Raw genomic sequence first — 17,068 nt, 5'->3', positions numbered from 1 at the left:
ATAATGCGTTACAACAAGAAGATAGATGTTACTTACAGCATCCTTCCCATGATCGGAACCATTTTTTGTGCGGCTCTGTTCGAGACGATTGCAAAAGAGCCCTGAAAGCAAGAAAGGCCGGAATGAACCGGCCTTTCATTGTTGTCGTTCTGGATCAATCCTTGCCGAGCAGGCCTTTCCAGATGATCGCGCCGATCGCTGCGCCGACAAGCGGCGCAACCCAGAACAGCCAGAGCTGGCTGAGTGCTGCTGTATCGGCGAAGAGAGCAACGCCGGTCGAGCGGGCCGGATTCACCGACGTATTGGTGACCGGGATCGAAATCAAATGGATCAGGGTGAGACCGAGACCGATGGCAATCGGGGCAAAACCAGCTGGAGCCAGCGACGAGGTGGAGCCCAGAATGATGATAAGGAAGAAGGCCGTCAGGATAACCTCGATGAGCAGGCCCGCCATCATGCTGTAGCCGCCCGGTGAAAGTTCACCATAGCCGTTGGAAGCGAGGCCACCGGCGGAGAAGCCTTCCTTGCCCGAGGCGATAAGGAAGAGAACTGCGGCGGCGGCAATGGCGCCCAGAACCTGTGCAACCCAGTAAGGGATCAGGTCCTTGGCTGGAAGACGACCAGCCACCATGAGGCCCAAGGAGACAGCCGGGTTGAAATGGCCGCCGGAAATGCCGCCCACAGCATAAGCCATGGTCAGGACAGTCAAACCGAAGGCGAGAGCAACGCCGAGAAAGCCGATGCCCAGTTCAGGGAAGGCTGCGGCGAGGATTGCGCTGCCGCAGCCCCCGAAAACAAGCCAGAATGTTCCGAAAAATTCAGCCGACAATTTGTTCAGCATGGAAATCCCCAGGGTTGGTGTAGTGAAAAATGCCATATGCGAATCATTTAGCAAGAAGCATATAATCGTCTTTTTCTTCGGACAATCATGTTTAACTTGATTGGAGGCTTTTGTTCTCTGTGGATTTTTCCCGTCATTTCAGTAAACGAAAAAGCTATTCTTCGTATATTCGTGTTTGCTTTTATATCTCTTCTAAATTGGGTTTCGATGGATAGTAAGAGTTGGTCGGCTGGGTTTTTTTAAAAGCTGTCGATCCCGCTCAGCTATATTGCGGAGAAGGGCGGCGGCACGTTATAAGCGCAGATGTCGAACGGGCGACGCTGGCCAATGCAAGATCGATTGGCAGGGATTTCGCGGGGCAGATTGGAGTTGCCAGCCTTGAACACTCATCGTGGGACGAAAACACAAAGGCTTGTTCTAAATGCCGTTAGGGTCGTTCCGATTGTTGCGGCGCTATCCGGCTGCACGGCAACTGCGTGGACGGAAAAGGTGAAGATCGACAGCACGCCAATGCCAACCGAATGCACGGGCTGGCAGAAGATCGATCTCAAACAGCGCACGACGCTGGTTCTTTTACGCGAAGACCCGCGCCTTGTGGTCGATATCGATGCGCATAATCTCAAAGGGCGCAATCTCGGTTGCTGGCAGTAGCCGGAGGCGCCAGGCTAGTTTTTTGGATCGGCCTTGCTAGGCCGGGGTGGCCAATCGCACATCGACTTTCTCGATGGTGCCGCGCAGCGCCGGAAGCATCGTTTCGAAGTCGATATATGCACCCGGTTTCAGCATTGCTTCACCAGGAGCCAGACGGCGTTCGCGTTTGCTGCCGTCGCTATAGGTGATTATGACGATCAGCGGCGGCGTGGCGCGTTCTTCGGATGTGGTGTTCCGGATGCGGCCGCCGACACTCAGAATCTTGCCCTTGTCATGCATTCCGACGCTGGTTTTGAGATCAGTAAGCTGAAGTGCCGAAATGAGCGGCAAGGTTGGCTGCCCGCCGGAAAGAGGTTTGCCAGCAAGCAGTGTATATCCGCCCGCTATCCAGAAAGCGGTTGTCGCGCAAAGAGCGACGAAAACCCAATATCCGAATCCCGGCCATCCGCTGGGAAGACTTGTTTCGGACATCAGCTTGCGTGGGGCGAGCGGCTTCTGCGGAATGCCGTACGAGAGGAATTTCCGGGGTGATGACCCCGGAACGATGGTTTCGAATTCGGCGTCTTCAATCAGTCCAGCATCGGAAGCAAACCATGTCGCGCGATGGTTTTCACGCGAAGGCGCGCGCGACATCTGCGCTGTCGATGGTTGTTTCGCCATCATGCCGTCATCTTCCTTTGCGTTTTTCGCCCCTTCGACCGGTGCCACACACTGGCTCATAATGGTTAATGCTTCATGGCCACAGCCTCGGTCACGCATTTTTTAAGGCTCGTTCGAGCGGAATTAACGCAACATTAACCATAGAGGATAAAGGTCGATTTGATATCGATGTCATCCGTGCGTCGTTCAGCGTGCGGACAATTGAAGAGAAACAGCCCGGTGATACGTTTCGAGAATGTCGGCCTGCGATATGGAATGGGTCCTGAGATCCTGCGCGATGTCAGTTTCCATATTCCGCCGCGTTCATTCCAGTTTTTGACCGGCCCTTCCGGGGCAGGAAAGACGTCGCTCATGCGCCTTCTTTTCATGGCCCTGAAGCCGACACGCGGTCTTATCAATATTTTCGGCAAGGATGTTGCGCGGCTCAATCATGCGGAAATTCCGCTTCTGCGCCGTCGTATTGGCATCGTGTTCCAGGATTTCCGCCTGCTCGACCATATGACCACCTATGAGAATGTGGCGCTTCCACTGCGCGTGCGCGGAAAGGAAGAGGCAACCTATCGTCATGAGGTGGAGGAACTTCTGCATTGGGTCGGGCTCGGCGACCGCATGAATGTTCTGCCGCCGGTTCTTTCAGGCGGTGAGAAGCAGCGCGCAGCGATTGCGCGCGCGCTCATTGATCAGCCGGAACTTCTTCTGGCCGACGAACCGACCGGCAATGTCGATCCGCCGCTTGCGAAGCGTCTGCTGCGCCTTTTCACCGAGCTGAACCGTTCGGGCACGGCTGTGATTATCGCGACCCACGACCTTTCCCTGATGGAGCAGGTGGATGCGCGACGCATGATCCTCGAACATGGGCGGCTGGACATCTATGATTGATGCAAAGAACGCCTGGCGACGTACGTTGGATGACATCCGGGTCCGTTTCGAAGACCTCAAGGACATGCTGCTCGTTCGTATCGGCAAACGCCGGAAGCGTCAGGGACCGAGTCCCATCGTGCCTGACGGCAGCGTAACGGGAACCGCACTTGTCATCGTGATCGCGATCATGACCTTTCTTGCCTGCCTGACGATGGGCGGCGTGACGCTCGTTCGCGCCTCGGCCGCTGCCTGGCAGAGCCAGATAGCTCGCGAAGCCACGATCCAGATCCGGCCTGTCGACGGGCAGGATATGGAAAAGGCGCTGGCTCAGGCCAGCGAAATCGCGCGTGGTTTTTGCCGGTGTGAAAGGCACCAGCATCATCGACAAGGATGCGACCGCCCGGTTGCTCGAACCATGGCTCGGTAGTGGCCTTAACATCGATGAATTGCCTGTGCCGCGTCTTGTCGTCGTTACGATCGATGAAAATGCGCCACCTGATTTCGAAACCATGCGGACTGAAATCACCCGCGCCATTCCGGCTGCGACCTTCGATGATCACCGCACCTGGGTCGACCGTCTCGTCTCCATGGCGCATACGACGGTGTTCGTCGGCACAGGCGTTCTCTCGCTTGTGATCGCTGCGACCGTTCTAACCGTTATCTTTGCCACGCGCGGTGCGATGTCCGGCAATGGCCATATTATCGAGGTTCTGCATTTCATCGGCGCGGAATCGAAATTCGTGGCGCGCGAGTTTGAATGGCACTTCTTCCGCACAGCACTGAAAGGCGCACTGTGCGGTGGCGCGGCGGCAATGCTAGTCTTCCTGATGTTTTCCTGGTGGGCGTCGAGCCATATGGCTACACCTGAAGGCGATCAGGCTGCCGCCATGTTCGGCAATTTCGCCATCGGGCGCGATGGCTATATCGGCGCTGCCGTCATCATTATTCTGGTCAGTTTCCTGACCATGCTGACCAGCCGCCTGACGGTGATCCGCCAGCTTGCAACCATGGATGGTCCGGGAGTGCGCTCCGAATGAAGACCTTTTCCGATATAGGCGCTTTCCGGACAAGATTTTCGTCCGCTTCTCCGACTTCTCGCCGCAATGCTGGCTATGATGGAAGAAGAGATGGTATGCGAATCCCGCAAGCGCTATCGGGCGGGCACCGGTCGAGTGACGATGCAGTGGCACAGAGGCAGACAGCAAACGGGTTTTCTTCAGGAGATGTGGTCTGGCGCCGCAGCCGGAATGGCGCTCACCTGCAATCTCTTGCACTTGCCTCCGGCAATTTCCTATGGTCTGTCATGATGCGCATGTTCAGACGTCTCCAGCCCGTTTCCATCGTTCTGTTTGTTATTCTTCTGGCGTTTCTCGTCGGCTTCGTCGCGTTCGGTGAAAAGGTCACTAGCATGCAGCCGCCGGCTATCGACGAGCCCGCTGATGCCATCATCGTTCTCACCGGTGGCCAGTCCAGAATTCAGGCTGCGGTTGATCTTCTGAAGGACAAGCGAGGAAAGCGGCTCCTGATCAGTGGTGTTCATCCGGCGACCAATGAAAAGGCACTGCAGCGTGCGACCCATGCCGACCAGAGTCTCTTCGATTGCTGTGTCGATCTCGACCGGTCGGCGCTCAACACCATTGGCAACGCGACCGAAAGCGAACGCTGGATTCGTACCAACAACTATCGTCGCGTGATCCTGGTCACCAACAACTACCATATTCCGCGCAGCACGCTGGAAATGTCCTATCGCATGAAGGATGTGGAATTCATTCCCTATCCGGTCGTGAACGGGGACCGCCGCGAACATAGCTGGGTTTCCGAAGGCGACACATTGCGCGTGCTCTTCATCGAATATGTGAAATATCTTGGCGCCGCTGTCCGTGTGGGTACGACCGAACTGTTCGGAACGCAGACCAATCAGAGTGTAACGACCGAGAATTGATCTTGCTGCCGGATTACGATTTCCTGATGGAAATGGCCGTTCTTCCTGATATATCGATGCCGTCACTTTCTGCAGAAAGTCCAGAATTCGTGCGTGATCGTTTACCGGAAGTCGGGAACGAAAATGCTTTAGCCAGGGTCTCCACCGACTGATGCTTCTCTATCTGCGCTCAATCTTGTTCAATGCGGCGTTTTATATCTGCACACTGGTTCAGATGATCGTCTATACGCCTTTCTATTTTCTTCTGCCCCGCAAGAAGGCCTGGATCGTGCCGAAGCTGTGGGCACGGGTCAATCTCTGGCTCCAGAAGCATATTGTCGGCACCGACTATGTGGTTGAAGGATTGGAGAACATTCCTGAGGGCGCTTATATCTGTGCGCCAAAGCACCAGTCTGCCTGGGATACCTATGCTTTCCTGCCCTATCTTGACGATCCCGTGCTGATCCTGAAGCGGGAATTGATGCGCATTCCGCTTTTCGGCTGGTATATCGCGAAAATGCAGATGATCCCGGTCGATCGCGGTTCTCGCGTCAAGGCACTGCATTCCATCACCAAGGGCGCAGAAAAGGCGATCGCGGAAGGCCGCCAGATTCTGATCTATCCAGAAGGAACGCGTCGGGCGCCTGGTGCTCCACCGCACTATAAATATGGCATCGTCCATCTTTACGAAGCGCTCAATCTGCCGGTTTTGCCGATTGCGCACAATGCAGGCCTCTACTGGCCGCGCCGCAAATTTCTGCGTTATCCGGGAACCATTCGCGCCCGTATTCTGCCGCCAATTCCGGCAGGTCTTCCGAAGGATGAATTTCTCAAAAGATTGATTGAAACGACCGAGACGGCCTGCGACGAATTTCTGGTCGCCGCCAGCCGCGATCCCAATCCACCACCCATGCCACCGACCGCCGTTCAAAGACTGAACGAGCTCGGCGCCTAACCCTCACAGCATGTTAACGGCCTGATCACGCTCAATTGCGTTGCGAGAACGACAATTCGCCGCGTTTTCTAGAACTTTCGTTTTTCTTGCGCGCAACCTTGAAACCCGTTATCAGAGCCCGACACGAAAGGACACATCATGAATATTGATGCCATCTCCATCGGCTCCAATCCTCCTGAAGACGTCAACGTCATCATTGAAGTGCCTGTCGGCGGCCAGCCGATCAAGTACGAGATGGACAAGAAGGCCGGCGCCCTCATCGTCGACCGCTTCCTCTATACGCCAATGACCTATCCGGGCAATTACGGCTTCGTGCCACATACGCTTTCGGAAGACGGTGACCCGATTGACGTTCTCGTCTGCAACACCCGTCCGCTGGTTCCCGGCTGCGTGATCAATGTTCGCCCGATCGGCGTTCTGGTCATGGAAGACAATTCCGGCAAGGACGAGAAGATCATTGCAGTACCGTCGCCGCACCTGACGCGCCGCTACGAGAAGATTCACGACTATACCGATATGCCGGAGATCACTCTGAAGCAGATCGCGCACTTCTTCGAACACTACAAGGATCTGGAACCCGGCAAGTGGGTCAAGATCGGTGACTGGGGTGACGAAGATTACGCACGCAAGTTCATCGTCGAAGCTATCGAACGCGCCAAGGGCAAGTAAGTAACAGCTTCCCGTTCCGTTTAGAGCGCCGATCTGATTGGATCAGATCGGCGCTCTAACTTTTTCTATTTTAAGCATAATCTTATCGATCCTCGTTTCACTCCGGTCGGATTATGCTCTAAAACAAAAGCGCCCGGCAATGTCCGGGCGCTTTTGTTTTTAGGCTTGCGAGTGATGCGCTTACAGGAAAAGCGGCAGCAGCGTCGTCCACATGAACTGGCGGATGAAGAAGATGATCAGCAGCAGGACGATCGGTGAAATATCGATGCCGCCGAGATTGGGCAAGATATTGCGGATCGGCCGCAGAACGGGTTCCGTCACCTTGTAGAGAAACTCACCGATCGAAGCCACGAAACGGTTGCCGGAATTGACGACATTGAACGCATAGAGCCACGAGAAGATGGCACTCGCTATAATGATATAGGTGTAGATATCGAGCGCCAAATCAATGGTGCGGAACAATGCGATCATGGAGGCCTCCTTGGCAATTGGCCGAGATGTAGCGGTTGCATCGGGCGAGAACAAGGGCCGAGCGATTGAACGCCGGTATTTTTGAGGCGCGCGGTGTGTGTTTCTAGCCGCTGGAACCGCCCGTTTGATGTTGGATAGTGTGGTGAATGAGATCGTTGACATGTTCCAACCAATGATCGCGTACCCGCATGTTGCGCAGATGCTGGAGCGTATTGGCGACATAATCCACATTGGCACCGGAATCGCCGCGAGCAGATGCGACGATCACTGCGGCACTCTCAGGTGAAAGCGATCCGGCATATTGAATGTGGTGCCGGTCCGCGACATAGGTGACCGCATCGACATTGCGACCGTCAGCGAGACGCAGGCGCAGATGCTTTTCGTGATAGACTTGGTTCGACATTTCACGTTCGCGCAGATAGGTCATCACTTCGCCAGTCATGTCACCAGGCACGCGAAAAGCGATGCCGAGACATGAGCCACCGGTGTCCAGGCCCAGGACCAGACCCGGTCGGTCCGGCGTTCCGCGATGGACATGCGAATAGATGCACAGGCTGCGCCTGTAGCCGTAAAGACGCGCCCGGACGGTCTCTACATGTGCAAAGCCCGGTCGCCACATCAGCGAGCCATAGCCGAAAACCCAGAAATCGTTCATTCGCCTGTCATTGAGAGCTGTGGTCATGAAGGGTGTCCATAATGGATCAGTGGACGCCGATTTCCACCGGTAATCAACGGATATCCCTCGATTTTTCTTCTCAATCGCTTCACAAGGCACATTCCTGCCATAATATGGCCAACAGTCGGGAGGAGCAAAACATATCGGGGTTTGGAATGTTCAGTCTGACCCCGGAGCGAGGCTCTTCGAAACAACCGTCTGATTAATGTAAGGCTTTTGAAATGGCGCATACTGGAATGAACGCATCGAAGTCCAGAAAGCGTCCCATCGCGCTCATTGTCATTCTGCTTGTCTTGATCGCTGGCTATACAGCGGGCTGGTTCTATATCGCAAACAGGCTAGAGGCACGAGCCAAGGCCGACATGGCCAAGCTCGCCTCTCAGGGCGTCGGCGTGAAATGCGAAGACTTGCGCATGGGCGGCTATCCGTTGCGCGTCAATGTCGTCTGCGACAGCATTTCCTGGCAGCGTCCTTCTGAAGGCATGGCGTTCCGCGCAGGGCGCTTCACCTCGGGTTCCCCGGTCTATGCGCCACGTTCCCTCTCGAACGATCTGACAGGACCCGCCTTCATCGAATTTCCGGGGCTGGAGCCGTTGGAGGTCAACTGGAGCAAGTTTACCTCCAACACCCGGCTGGCACGTCCGTTCCCGACCGAGATTGAGCTCGCCGCGCGTGAAGTGGCTGTCGGTCTTCGCACCGAAGCCACCACGACAGTGCCGCTCAGCACGCTTGAGCAGATGGATTTCCGCATGAGCGCCTCGGGTGACACCTTGAAGGTCAATGGTCGCTTTGCCGGTCTGAAACTTGCCAAGGCAGCGATTGGTACAGCCACCAGCCCTGAAATCGACGGTGTGGCGGATATCGATGTGTCCGATGCCGCGACGTTGCTCGCAAGGGGTGACGCTCCCTTCCATGAACGGTTGCGCGGGCATTCCGGTACCGTCAATCAGGCTTTCCTGTCCATGCCCAATGGAGCGATGGTTTCGGTAGCTGGGCCGTTTTCGGTCGATGCTGACGGGCTGATCAATGCCGATGTGAAGCTGACACTGGTCAACCCGCAATCGCTGGCGCAGGCTGGTCAGACAGTGTTTCCCGAGCAGGGTGGCAATATCGCTACCGTTCTGTTTGCTCTCTCGGCCATGCCGAAAGATGAAAACGGCAATCCCGTGATGGAGATTGCCGTTCGCAAGGGTAAGGTCAGCGCTGGATTTATTCCGCTCGGGCGGTTGCCTGCGCTGTAGCGTATGCGCCCTATTTTTGCTCGCTGGTACGCGTTGCAGCCTGACGGCCGAAATCAGGCGCATCCACTTCCTGACCTGCATCGATGATTCCGCGCCGGACAGCGCGCGTGCGCGTGAAAAGGTCGAACAGCGCTTCACCATCCCCCCAGCGGATCGAGCGCTGAAGCGAGGCGAGATCTTCCGAAAAACGCCCGAGCATTTCGAGGATGGCATCCTTGTTGTGCAGGCATACATCGCGCCACATCGTCGGATCGGATGCGGCCAGTCGCGTGAAATCGCGGAAACCGGAAGCCGAGTATTTGATGACTTCCGACTTGGTCACCTGTTCCAGATCACTGGCTGTGCCAACGATATTGTAGGCGATGATGTGCGGCAGATGCGAGACAATGGCCAGCACCAGATCGTGGTGCTGCGGGTCCATGCGATCAAGCCGTGAGCCGCAGGCGACCCAGAACTCGCTCAGCTTTTCGAGAGCTGCTTCACTCGTGTCGGGCAGGGGCGTCAGAATGCACCAGCGATTGGTGAAAAGCTCTGCAAAGCCGGCATCCGGGCCGGAATATTCCGTGCCTGCGAGCGGGTGGCCGGGAATGAAATGCACATTGTCCGGCAATTCCGGCTGCATCTGCGCAATCACGGAAGCCTTGGTGGAGCCAACATCGGTGACGATGGCACCGGGCTTGAGGTTTGCCGCGATCTGGCGTGCAACCGTTCCTGACGAGCCGACCGGCACAGATACAACGATCAGATCGGCATCCTTGACGGCCTCAGCACTGTCGGTGGTGTAGCTGTCACCGAGACCCAGTTCATCGGCCCGCTTCAGTGTTTCACCGCTGCGCGTGGCGATGGCGATATGATCGGCGAGCTTTTCGCGTCGAATGACGCGCGCCAGCGATGAGCCAATAAGGCCGATGCCGATCAGGGCGATCTTGTTGAAATGGATCGTGGACATTGTACTACTTCAAAAATTCGGTCAGGGCGACGACGACGCCACGATTGGCTTCCTCCGGTCCGACCGTCATGCGCAAGGCATTGGGGAACCCGTAACCGCCGACGCGACGCAGGATATAGCCACGCCCGGAAAGCCACTCGTCGGCCTTGTCGGCGGAATGCGCGCCATTGTCCGGAAAATGGATCAGCAGGAAGTTTGTGACCGAAGGCGTAACCCGAAGACCAAGTCTGGTGAACTCTTCGGTCAGCCAGCCAAGCCACTTGTCGTTGTAGGTGATCGATTTTTCGACGTGGGCGCGGTCGCGGATGGCCGCAGCACCGGCGGCAATGGCGGCCGAATTCATATTGAATGGTCCGCGGATGCGATTGACGGCATCGACCACATGCAGCGGCGCATACATCCAGCCAATACGCAGACCCGGAAGCCCGTGGATTTTCGAGAAAGTGCGCGTCATGACAACATTCTCGTTGGATGAAACGAGTTCGAGGCCCGATTCATAGTCATTGCGACGAACATATTCTGCATAGGCCGCATCGAGAACCAGAAGCACATGCTTCGGCAATCCGGCATGAAGGCGGCGGACTTCCTCGAAAGGCAGATAGGTTCCGGTTGGATTGGCCGGATTGGCGATGAAGACGATCTTCGTGCGTGGCGACAGGCCAGCCAGAATGGCATCCACGTCGATACGCTCGTTCTTCTCCTTCACCGTGATCGGCGTCGCGCCGGCACCCAGCGTCTGGATCTTGTAGACGGCAAAACCGTGCTCCGTGATGATGGCTTCGTCGCCCGGAGCAAGATAGGTCTGGCAGATCAGGCCAAGCAGCTCGTCGGAACCATTGCCGCACAGGATGTTGGCCATGTTGAGCCCCTGCGTTTCGGCAATTGCCTCACGCAGCGCCAGGGCCTGTCCATCGGGATAAAGCTCCAGCTTCTCGCCTGCGTGTCGATAGGCTTCGACCGCATGCGGGCTAGGCCCGATCGGCGTTTCGTTGGAGGAGAGCTTATAGACCTTGGCAACGCCTTCCACATGTTCCTTGCCGGGTACGTAGGCTGCGATGTCGAGCAGGCCTGCCTTGGGCTGGGGACGAGTAAGGTTCTGCGTATCGGTCATGATTTTGGCTCCGCCAAAAGGTCAATGTTAAAGTTACGATGGGTTAAAGTTACGATGGCGGCATATCCCGCCATTGCGTCCAAGTCGAGAAAAACCTTGTTCGGTAATACTTGCAGACCGCAGCAACTGTACGTTTTCCCGGGCGATGATGCGCAAATGCCCTAACTCTTTTGATCTGTCTTGCTTGTCCGTGCCGGTGCTTTCCGTAATCCGCCAACAGGTGTGCCCTGAGGTGCGAGAACCGGAACGAAGACACGGCGCGAGGAGCGCTGTGCGACAGGCAGTCCCTGATAAAGACGCTTCTGCGCTTCCACCACCAGAACGCCTGAAAAGACTGGCCACAGCCTCCGCCCCATGCCTTCCAGCGCCAGACAGGGCCGCATCATCCATCGGCGCGTAGCGGGTGGGAAATGCAAGGCGTCGCTGACCGTACTGACGGTGAAATTCGCTTCACGCAGCAGGGTCGTCAGCTGTGTGCGGCTATAAGGTCGCCCGCTGCCGAAGGGTGTATGCTCGAAGCGGGCCCAGACACCGCGCCGGTTCGGCACCACGATGACGAGCCGCCCATTGGGGGCGAGGACGCGCCACATCTCTTTCAGCGTTTCTGTCGGATTTTCCGCATACTCCAGCGCATGCACCATAAGCACCCGATCGATCGAGGAATCGGGTAGCGGCAGTTCCTCATCGAAAACAAGCGCTGTTGCCGTTTTCTCTACTGAGGGCCAGGCGACGGCTCCCTGACCGGCAGGCATGAACGCGAATGTCCGCTCCGTATCGGCGCTGAAGCGGTCGAGATAGGGCAGGCTGTAGCCCATGCCGACAAGCCGCTCTCCCGGCACGTGACCCCATAGGCCGGCAAGCGCCATGCGAATGGCGCGTTCCGCGAGATGGCCCAGCGTGGTGTCGTAAAATGATCGCAGTTCGATGATGTCTGGATGCATGAATGTCACGCTATATGAAATCTTAACGCTGGGAAATGGAGAAGCCGGAGCATCTTCATCTGGTGGGGTGCAATTTCCTCAAACCATGCTATAGAGCGTGCCTTTCCGGCGCCTTTGATCGCGCCAAAGTCTGCGCGAAAGCGAACGATCAGGAGAAGCAGCAGATGCCCGAAGTCGGTGGCAAGACAATCGAAGTTCTCTTTAGCCCGGACGAGATTGCCGGTCGCAATCTCGAGCTCGCCAAGGCCATTGCTGAACGCAAGTTCCACAACCTGCTGACGATTTCGATCCTGAAGGGCTCCTTCATCTTTGCAGCCGACCTCATCCGCGCAATGCATGATGCGGGCGTGGAGCCCGATGTCGAATTCATCACGGTTTCAAGCTACGGCAAGGGCACGACAAGCGCCGAAGTTCGTCTTCTGCGCGATATCGACAGCGATGTTCGCGACCGCGATGTACTGCTGATCGATGATATTCTGGAGTCTGGAAAGACACTGAAATTCGTTCGCGAACTTATGCTGGAACGCAGAGCGCGGAGCGTCAGCATTGCTGTTCTTCTCGACAAGAGCGTGCGCCGCAAGGTCGATCTTGATGCCGATTTCGTGGCTTTCGAATGCCCCGACTATTTTGTCGTCGGTTATGGCATGGACGTCGGGCACGCCTTCCGCCAGTTGCCCTTTGTCGGTCGTGTGATGGATTAAGGCTCCGGCCTGCTTCTCAATCGAACTTCAGCAGACGCTGCAGATATTCCTTTTCCATCTGCGGCGTCAGGGCATTACCAAGTTTGCGGCGGATTTCATCGAGAATTTCACGCGCGCGCTGAATATCGATTTCACCTGGAATCTTGACGTCATCGTTGAGGCCGCTGTCGCCGGTACCTTGCTGGCGCCCAAGCGGGTCCCTTCCCCGACTGCCATTGGCGCCACTTTGCCCCTGACCTTGCTGGCCCATGGCTTGCTGCATTTTCTGCATCATGTCGCGCCCGCCGCGACGCAGTGCATCGAGTGCGCTGCCCTGCTGGTCGCTTGCTTCGGCACCTTCGCTGCGGCCCAACGCATCAGTGGCGTTGCCCATTGATTTTCCGGCATCCGAAAAATCCTTGCCGGGTTCAATACCCATGCCTTTCAAATCGTCCATCAGTTTTTGCAGATCGGATTGAAGGTCCTTTTGCTGCTGCTGCAGCTTGCGCATGGTTTCCGCCATATCGGGTGGCACATCGCCTTTCCCGCCCTGACCGTTCTCGCTCTGGCCGTTTTCGGTTTCACCGTCCGGCTGTCCGCCGCCCATGGAACCGTCATCACCCGGGAACATGTTGTCGCCGAATTCGCCCTCACCATCGCTGCCACCGAATTGGCGTTGCATCTTCTGATCGAGATCGAAGGTTTCGTTCATCGTCTTTTGCTGGCGTTGCATCAGTTCGCCGAGCTTGTTCATCTGCTGCTGCATCTGGCCTTGTTGGCCCTGCTGACCTTGCCCCTGACCTTGCTGGCCCTGTTGCATCTGTCCCATCTGCAGATTGTTCATCAGGTTCTGCAATTGCGACAGCAGTTCTTCCGCCTGATCGCGTGAGCCCTGACGCGCGAGATTTTCGATCTGGTCCATCATGCGCTGGAGGTCTTTTTCCGTCAGCATTCGCGCATTGGGATCGGGAGCGGCTTGGCGCGCATTGGGATTTTGTTGCTGGCGCTGGGCGAATTCCCGCAGGAAATCCTGCATCGCCTTGCGTAGCTCTGCCGAAAGCTTTTCGATCTCCTCTTGTGAGGCGCCGTTCTGGAGAGCGTTTTTCAGGGCCTCCTGTGCCTGCCGCAGGCGCTTTTCGGCGGCGGACAGATTTCCATCTTCGATGCCAAGGGCCACCTGCCACATATAATCCGCTGCATCGCGCAAGGCGTCATCGCTCCTGGCGAGACGAAGACGTGTACCAATCGTGACCAGACCCAGATAATGGGCTGCATTCTTGATGGTTTCGTCCGGGCGAAGCGTGATTGCCGACAGCATGTCGAGCACATGATCGCGTTGCGTCGCATCGAGCGCGAGGATACGGCGCTGTTCCGCAACGGCGCGGGCAAGTGGATTGCTGAAAGGGCGCTCGGGCAAGGTGATGATCTTGGTTTCGCTGCGACCGGTTTGTCCGGCAGCGTCGGTTACAACGAGCGTGAGCGCAACTTTTTCACCTGCCCAAGGATGCTCGGTCAGGTCTTTCGACGTCGTGGCGTCCTTCACACCCCGGCGCGGCAGTGCAAGCGGCAGTTCCGGTGCATCGTAGAGCGGTGCGGCTTCCTCATCTTCATCATTGTTGAGCGGGATGATCTCACCTTCGGCCTTTACTGGCGCGTAGTCGTCCTCGATCTGATAGGAAAGTTGCAATGTGCCATTCAGCGCGTGTCCCGGCTCTTTCGTGAAGCGGATCGTTGGCGGGTTATCCGGCGTGACGACAAATTTCCAGCGGGCATCGGTGCCGGAAAGCGCTATGGTTTCATCCTGCTGCAAATCGTAGCGGAAGTTGCGGCTTCCATCGACGACGGCCTGTTCTGCAGGCTCCTTCTGGTCTTCCTTCGCGTTTACCGGCTGTACGTCGCGGCGCTCGCCCTTCGCATCGGTCGCAGTCAGGCGCTCGGAACCGCCACCGATCACGCGGACCGACAGAATGCTGCCTTGCGGTACATTGATTGCGGCCTGTTCGCTGTTGTTCGTCGTGGTCAGGAAGACCGGAGCGCGGCCAGTATAGCGCGGCGGCGTTACCCATGCATCGATGCGGGCAACGGCGGTTCCATCGCTTGGACGGATATGAAAGGCGTCGGCAATGCGCCCACTGTTTGGGCTGAGGCTGTAGGCGAAGGCGGTCACGAAGAGCAGGGCGACCACCGCACGAATGCCGAAGGGGTCGTGTTCGGGAACACGCGTATAAGGCAGGCCGGATTGCAGGTTCTTGAGCCGGTCCGCCATGCGGCGCTGGTGTTCCCGCCACAGGGCGACAGCGAATGGATCGTGTTCGCCTGTTGCCATATGGCCTGTCTGGACGGAAAGGGGTTCGTGAACGAGACCGTTGATCGCCTCGATACGGCTTGTGACGTCGCTTTCCGCCGGGGTGCGAAACCGGAACGGCAGATAAAGCGCAATGAGGCTGGCAGTACCGAATAGCGTCAGCACGCCGATATGCAGCCAACGGGGCATCATGCCGAACAGGCCGAACCAGCTCAGGCTGGCAAACAGACCGATGATGAGGATTAGTGGCAGGATCAGCGGCCAGAACCGCTCGAAGCTGATCGAAAGAAAGGCACGCAGACGCAGACGGCGCAGGCTGGCGCCATCGCCTGAAAACAGCCGCAGAAAAACATCCCACGCATGACGCGGCGGGTTTTTCCTGTCGTTGCTGCTATCTGTCTGCGGGGCCGCCTTAGGGGCAGTCATAGGTCTCGTCTTTCGCGTCAGCCGATTTCGGTTCGGCTGACAGGATAACACGCATCATGGCAAAGGCGAGGCTTTGCCCCGAGATTTATGGGCCATGATAAATGTGGGCCATGAATAATTATGGTCGCGAGACCTATAACCATTCCGGTACGGAATCGAGCGCGAGCAGTTCTTCATAGGTACGGCGCGGACGCACGACATGATAACGGTCGCCGTCAACCAGCACTTCGGGGATGAGCAGACGGCTGTTGTAGGTGCTGGAAAGCACCGCGCCATATGCACCCGTCGTGCAGACGGCAATCAGATCGCCTGGAGCAGGCTTTGCCACTTCTCGGTCGAGGCCGAGATAGTCGCCTGTTTCGCAGACCGGACCGACAAAATCGGCACGAATACGCGGCGCATCATCCTTCGGCAAAGTGACAGGCTTGATGTCGTGGAACGCATCATAAAGCGTCGGACGAATCAAATCGTTCATTGCCGCATCCACGATGACGAAGTTCTTGGCGTCGCCTTCCTTGACGAAGATCACTTCCGTTACCAGAAGCCCGGCATTGCCGACGATCAGGCGGCCCGGTTCGAACACCGTTTTCAGGCCCAGCGGCTTGATGTGCTTGGCGACGATTTCCGCATAGGCGACGGGTAGCGGCGGAGGTGTATTGTCTGTGCGGTAGGGAATGCCGAGTCCCCCGCCAACATCGACGTGGCGGATGTTGTGACCGTCGGCCTGCAGTTCCTTGACCAGTTGCGCCATCAGGGCGAATGCATTGTCGAAGGGTTCGAGGTCGATGATCTGGCTACCGATATGCATATCGATGCCGACCACGTCGAGACCGGGCAGGCTCGCGGCGCGCGCATAAGCCTCACGCGCCTTGACGCGCGGAATGCCGAACTTGTTTTCAGATTTGCCAGTTGAAATCTTGGCGTGGGTCTTCGCATCCACATCGGGATTGATGCGCAGCGATACGGATGCGACCTTGCCTGCCTTGACGGCGCGAGCGGAAAGAATTTCCAGCTCTGGTTCGGATTCAACATTGAAGCAATAGATGCCCGCTTCAAGCGCGAAGTCCATTTCGTGTGGAGTCTTGCCAACGCCTGAAAAGACGATCTTGTTGGCCGGGATGCCTGCAGCAAGCGCCCGGCGGATTTCGCCTTCCGAAACGGTGTCCGCGCCGGCGCCAAGCTTCGCCAGAGTTTTCAGCACGGCCAGGTTCGAATTGGCCTTCAGCGCGTAGGTCACGAGCGTTTCCATGCCGGCGAAGGCTTCGCTGAACACGCGGAAATGACGCTCGATGGTCGCGCGGGAATAAACGTAAAAAGGGGTGCCAACGGCCTGTGCGATTTCAGGCAGGCTGACATTTTCGGCGTGAAGAACGCCGTTGCGATGTTCGAAATGGTTCACGGGAATGCCCTGCAGCAGAAACTTACAACAGCTTGTCGAGGATGATCGGCTTGTCTTCCTTCGGTTTCGGCTTGGTGTGGCCCTGTTCGTCCGTCACGACGGCGGATGGCGGCGGCTCCAGCGGGCCCTTGCGACCGCAAGCGGCGAGCGTTGCCGCAAGCGCGGCGATCAGAAGCACGGAAGAAATGGCGGAGCGGCCTGTCATCAGCTTTGGTTCCCGAAATATATGATCTTGCTCTAAGTTTTGTCTTTACACATGTCTTCCAAAACCGGTTCCCACTTTTGGAAGACATGCTCTAGGTCTAACTCAT

General features: G+C 56.9%; 17 protein-coding genes and 1 pseudogene. 8 read left to right on the top strand and 10 right to left on the bottom strand.

The genetic code is table 11. From position 1 onward, the window contains the following. Nucleotides 1–154 precede the first annotated feature (154 nt). Nucleotides 155–841 carry an aquaporin Z gene (gene aqpZ, locus OHI65_RS21555; protein ID WP_010657546.1) on the bottom strand — a complete coding sequence of 229 codons (687 nt, stop codon included), beginning with the start codon at nt 839–841 and terminating at the stop codon, nt 155–157. Nucleotides 842–1,219: 378 nt separating this feature from the next. On the opposite strand from aqpZ, the gene OHI65_RS21550 reads away from it, so the two are divergent. Next, complete coding sequence (locus OHI65_RS21550; protein WP_029929715.1) at nt 1,220–1,492, top strand: hypothetical protein; 273 nt, start codon at nt 1,220–1,222, stop codon at nt 1,490–1,492. 36 nt (nt 1,493–1,528) lie between these two features. Here OHI65_RS21550 and OHI65_RS21545 read toward each other — a convergent pair whose 3' ends face one another. Beyond that, the gene (locus tag OHI65_RS21545; protein WP_094514662.1) at nt 1,529–2,155 is read right to left on the bottom strand and encodes a hypothetical protein; all 627 of its coding nucleotides are present in this window, start codon (nt 2,153–2,155) and stop codon (nt 1,529–1,531) included. A gap of 252 nt (nt 2,156–2,407) precedes the next feature. Between OHI65_RS21545 and ftsE the strand changes: the two genes are divergently transcribed. The 5 genes and pseudogenes from ftsE (at nt 2,408) to ppa (ending at nt 6,558) form a co-directional block, all read left to right on the top strand. Then, nucleotides 2,408–3,031, top strand: a complete 624-nt coding sequence (gene ftsE, locus OHI65_RS21540) for a cell division ATP-binding protein FtsE (RefSeq protein WP_029375806.1) — start codon at nt 2,408–2,410, stop codon at nt 3,029–3,031. Further along, nucleotides 3,006–4,050 (top strand): annotated as a pseudogene (locus tag OHI65_RS21535) (cell division protein FtsX). The gene ftsE and the pseudogene OHI65_RS21535 overlap by 26 nt, the downstream one beginning before the upstream one ends. A gap of 146 nt (nt 4,051–4,196) precedes the next feature. Then, complete coding sequence (locus OHI65_RS21530) at nt 4,197–4,955, top strand: YdcF family protein (RefSeq protein WP_373366453.1); 759 nt, start codon at nt 4,197–4,199, stop codon at nt 4,953–4,955. 151 nt (nt 4,956–5,106) lie between these two features. Beyond that, nucleotides 5,107–5,889 carry a lysophospholipid acyltransferase family protein gene (locus tag OHI65_RS21525; protein WP_010657540.1) on the top strand — a complete coding sequence of 261 codons (783 nt, stop codon included), beginning with the start codon at nt 5,107–5,109 and terminating at the stop codon, nt 5,887–5,889. Between the two features lie 138 nt (nt 5,890–6,027). Then, complete coding sequence (ppa, locus tag OHI65_RS21520; RefSeq protein WP_010657539.1) at nt 6,028–6,558, top strand: inorganic diphosphatase; 531 nt, start codon at nt 6,028–6,030, stop codon at nt 6,556–6,558. 180 nt (nt 6,559–6,738) lie between these two features. Here ppa and OHI65_RS21515 read toward each other — a convergent pair whose 3' ends face one another. After that, nucleotides 6,739–7,029: a YggT family protein gene (locus OHI65_RS21515; protein WP_010657538.1), complete on the bottom strand. Its 291-nt coding sequence runs from the start codon at nt 7,027–7,029 to the stop codon at nt 6,739–6,741. Between the two features lie 103 nt (nt 7,030–7,132). Next, complete coding sequence (locus tag OHI65_RS21510; protein WP_125301664.1) at nt 7,133–7,711, bottom strand: gamma-glutamylcyclotransferase; 579 nt, start codon at nt 7,709–7,711, stop codon at nt 7,133–7,135. Nucleotides 7,712–7,926: 215 nt separating this feature from the next. On the opposite strand from OHI65_RS21510, the gene OHI65_RS21505 reads away from it, so the two are divergent. After that, the gene (locus OHI65_RS21505) at nt 7,927–8,946 is read left to right on the top strand and encodes a DUF2125 domain-containing protein (RefSeq protein ID WP_125301667.1); all 1,020 of its coding nucleotides are present in this window, start codon (nt 7,927–7,929) and stop codon (nt 8,944–8,946) included. A 10-nt stretch (nt 8,947–8,956) separates the two neighbouring features. On the opposite strand, the gene OHI65_RS21500 is transcribed toward OHI65_RS21505, so the two are convergent. From OHI65_RS21500 to OHI65_RS21490, 3 genes are all read right to left on the bottom strand, one after another. Further along, nucleotides 8,957–9,895 (bottom strand): prephenate/arogenate dehydrogenase family protein, encoded by a 939-nt coding sequence (locus OHI65_RS21500; protein ID WP_125301669.1) that lies wholly within the window; start codon nt 9,893–9,895, stop codon nt 8,957–8,959. 4 nt (nt 9,896–9,899) lie between these two features. Further along, nucleotides 9,900–11,006 (bottom strand): histidinol-phosphate transaminase, encoded by a 1,107-nt coding sequence (hisC, locus tag OHI65_RS21495; protein ID WP_012091174.1) that lies wholly within the window; start codon nt 11,004–11,006, stop codon nt 9,900–9,902. A 161-nt stretch (nt 11,007–11,167) separates the two neighbouring features. After that, nucleotides 11,168–11,947, bottom strand: coding sequence for a class I SAM-dependent methyltransferase (locus OHI65_RS21490; protein ID WP_012091175.1), 780 nt, complete (start codon nt 11,945–11,947; stop codon nt 11,168–11,170). Nucleotides 11,948–12,111: 164 nt separating this feature from the next. Between OHI65_RS21490 and hpt the strand changes: the two genes are divergently transcribed. After that, nucleotides 12,112–12,648: a hypoxanthine phosphoribosyltransferase gene (hpt, locus tag OHI65_RS21485; protein ID WP_125301672.1), complete on the top strand. Its 537-nt coding sequence runs from the start codon at nt 12,112–12,114 to the stop codon at nt 12,646–12,648. Between the two features lie 16 nt (nt 12,649–12,664). Here the strand turns inward: hpt and OHI65_RS21480 are convergent, their stop codons facing one another. The 3 genes from OHI65_RS21480 to lptM all read right to left on the bottom strand — a co-directional run bounded on the left by OHI65_RS21480 (nt 12,665) and on the right by lptM (nt 16,962). Further along, on the bottom strand, nt 12,665–15,358 hold the full coding sequence (locus tag OHI65_RS21480) for a TIGR02302 family protein (protein WP_125301675.1): 2,694 nt from the start codon (nt 15,356–15,358) through the stop codon (nt 12,665–12,667). Between the two features lie 133 nt (nt 15,359–15,491). Further along, on the bottom strand, nt 15,492–16,757 hold the full coding sequence (gene lysA / locus OHI65_RS21475) for a diaminopimelate decarboxylase (protein ID WP_012091177.1): 1,266 nt from the start codon (nt 16,755–16,757) through the stop codon (nt 15,492–15,494). 22 nt (nt 16,758–16,779) lie between these two features. Beyond that, a complete protein-coding gene (lptM, locus tag OHI65_RS21470; RefSeq protein WP_006467922.1) occupies nt 16,780–16,962 on the bottom strand; it encodes an LPS translocon maturation chaperone LptM in 183 nt (60 codons plus the stop codon). Between the last annotated feature and the right edge of the window lie 106 nt (nt 16,963–17,068).

This window comes from Brucella sp. MAB-22 (genome assembly GCF_025908475.1).
Classification (GTDB): domain Bacteria; phylum Pseudomonadota; class Alphaproteobacteria; order Rhizobiales; family Rhizobiaceae; genus Brucella; species Brucella anthropi.
The sequence above is the reverse complement of the archived record's forward strand: the minus strand, read 5'-3'. Positions and strand labels throughout refer to the sequence as shown.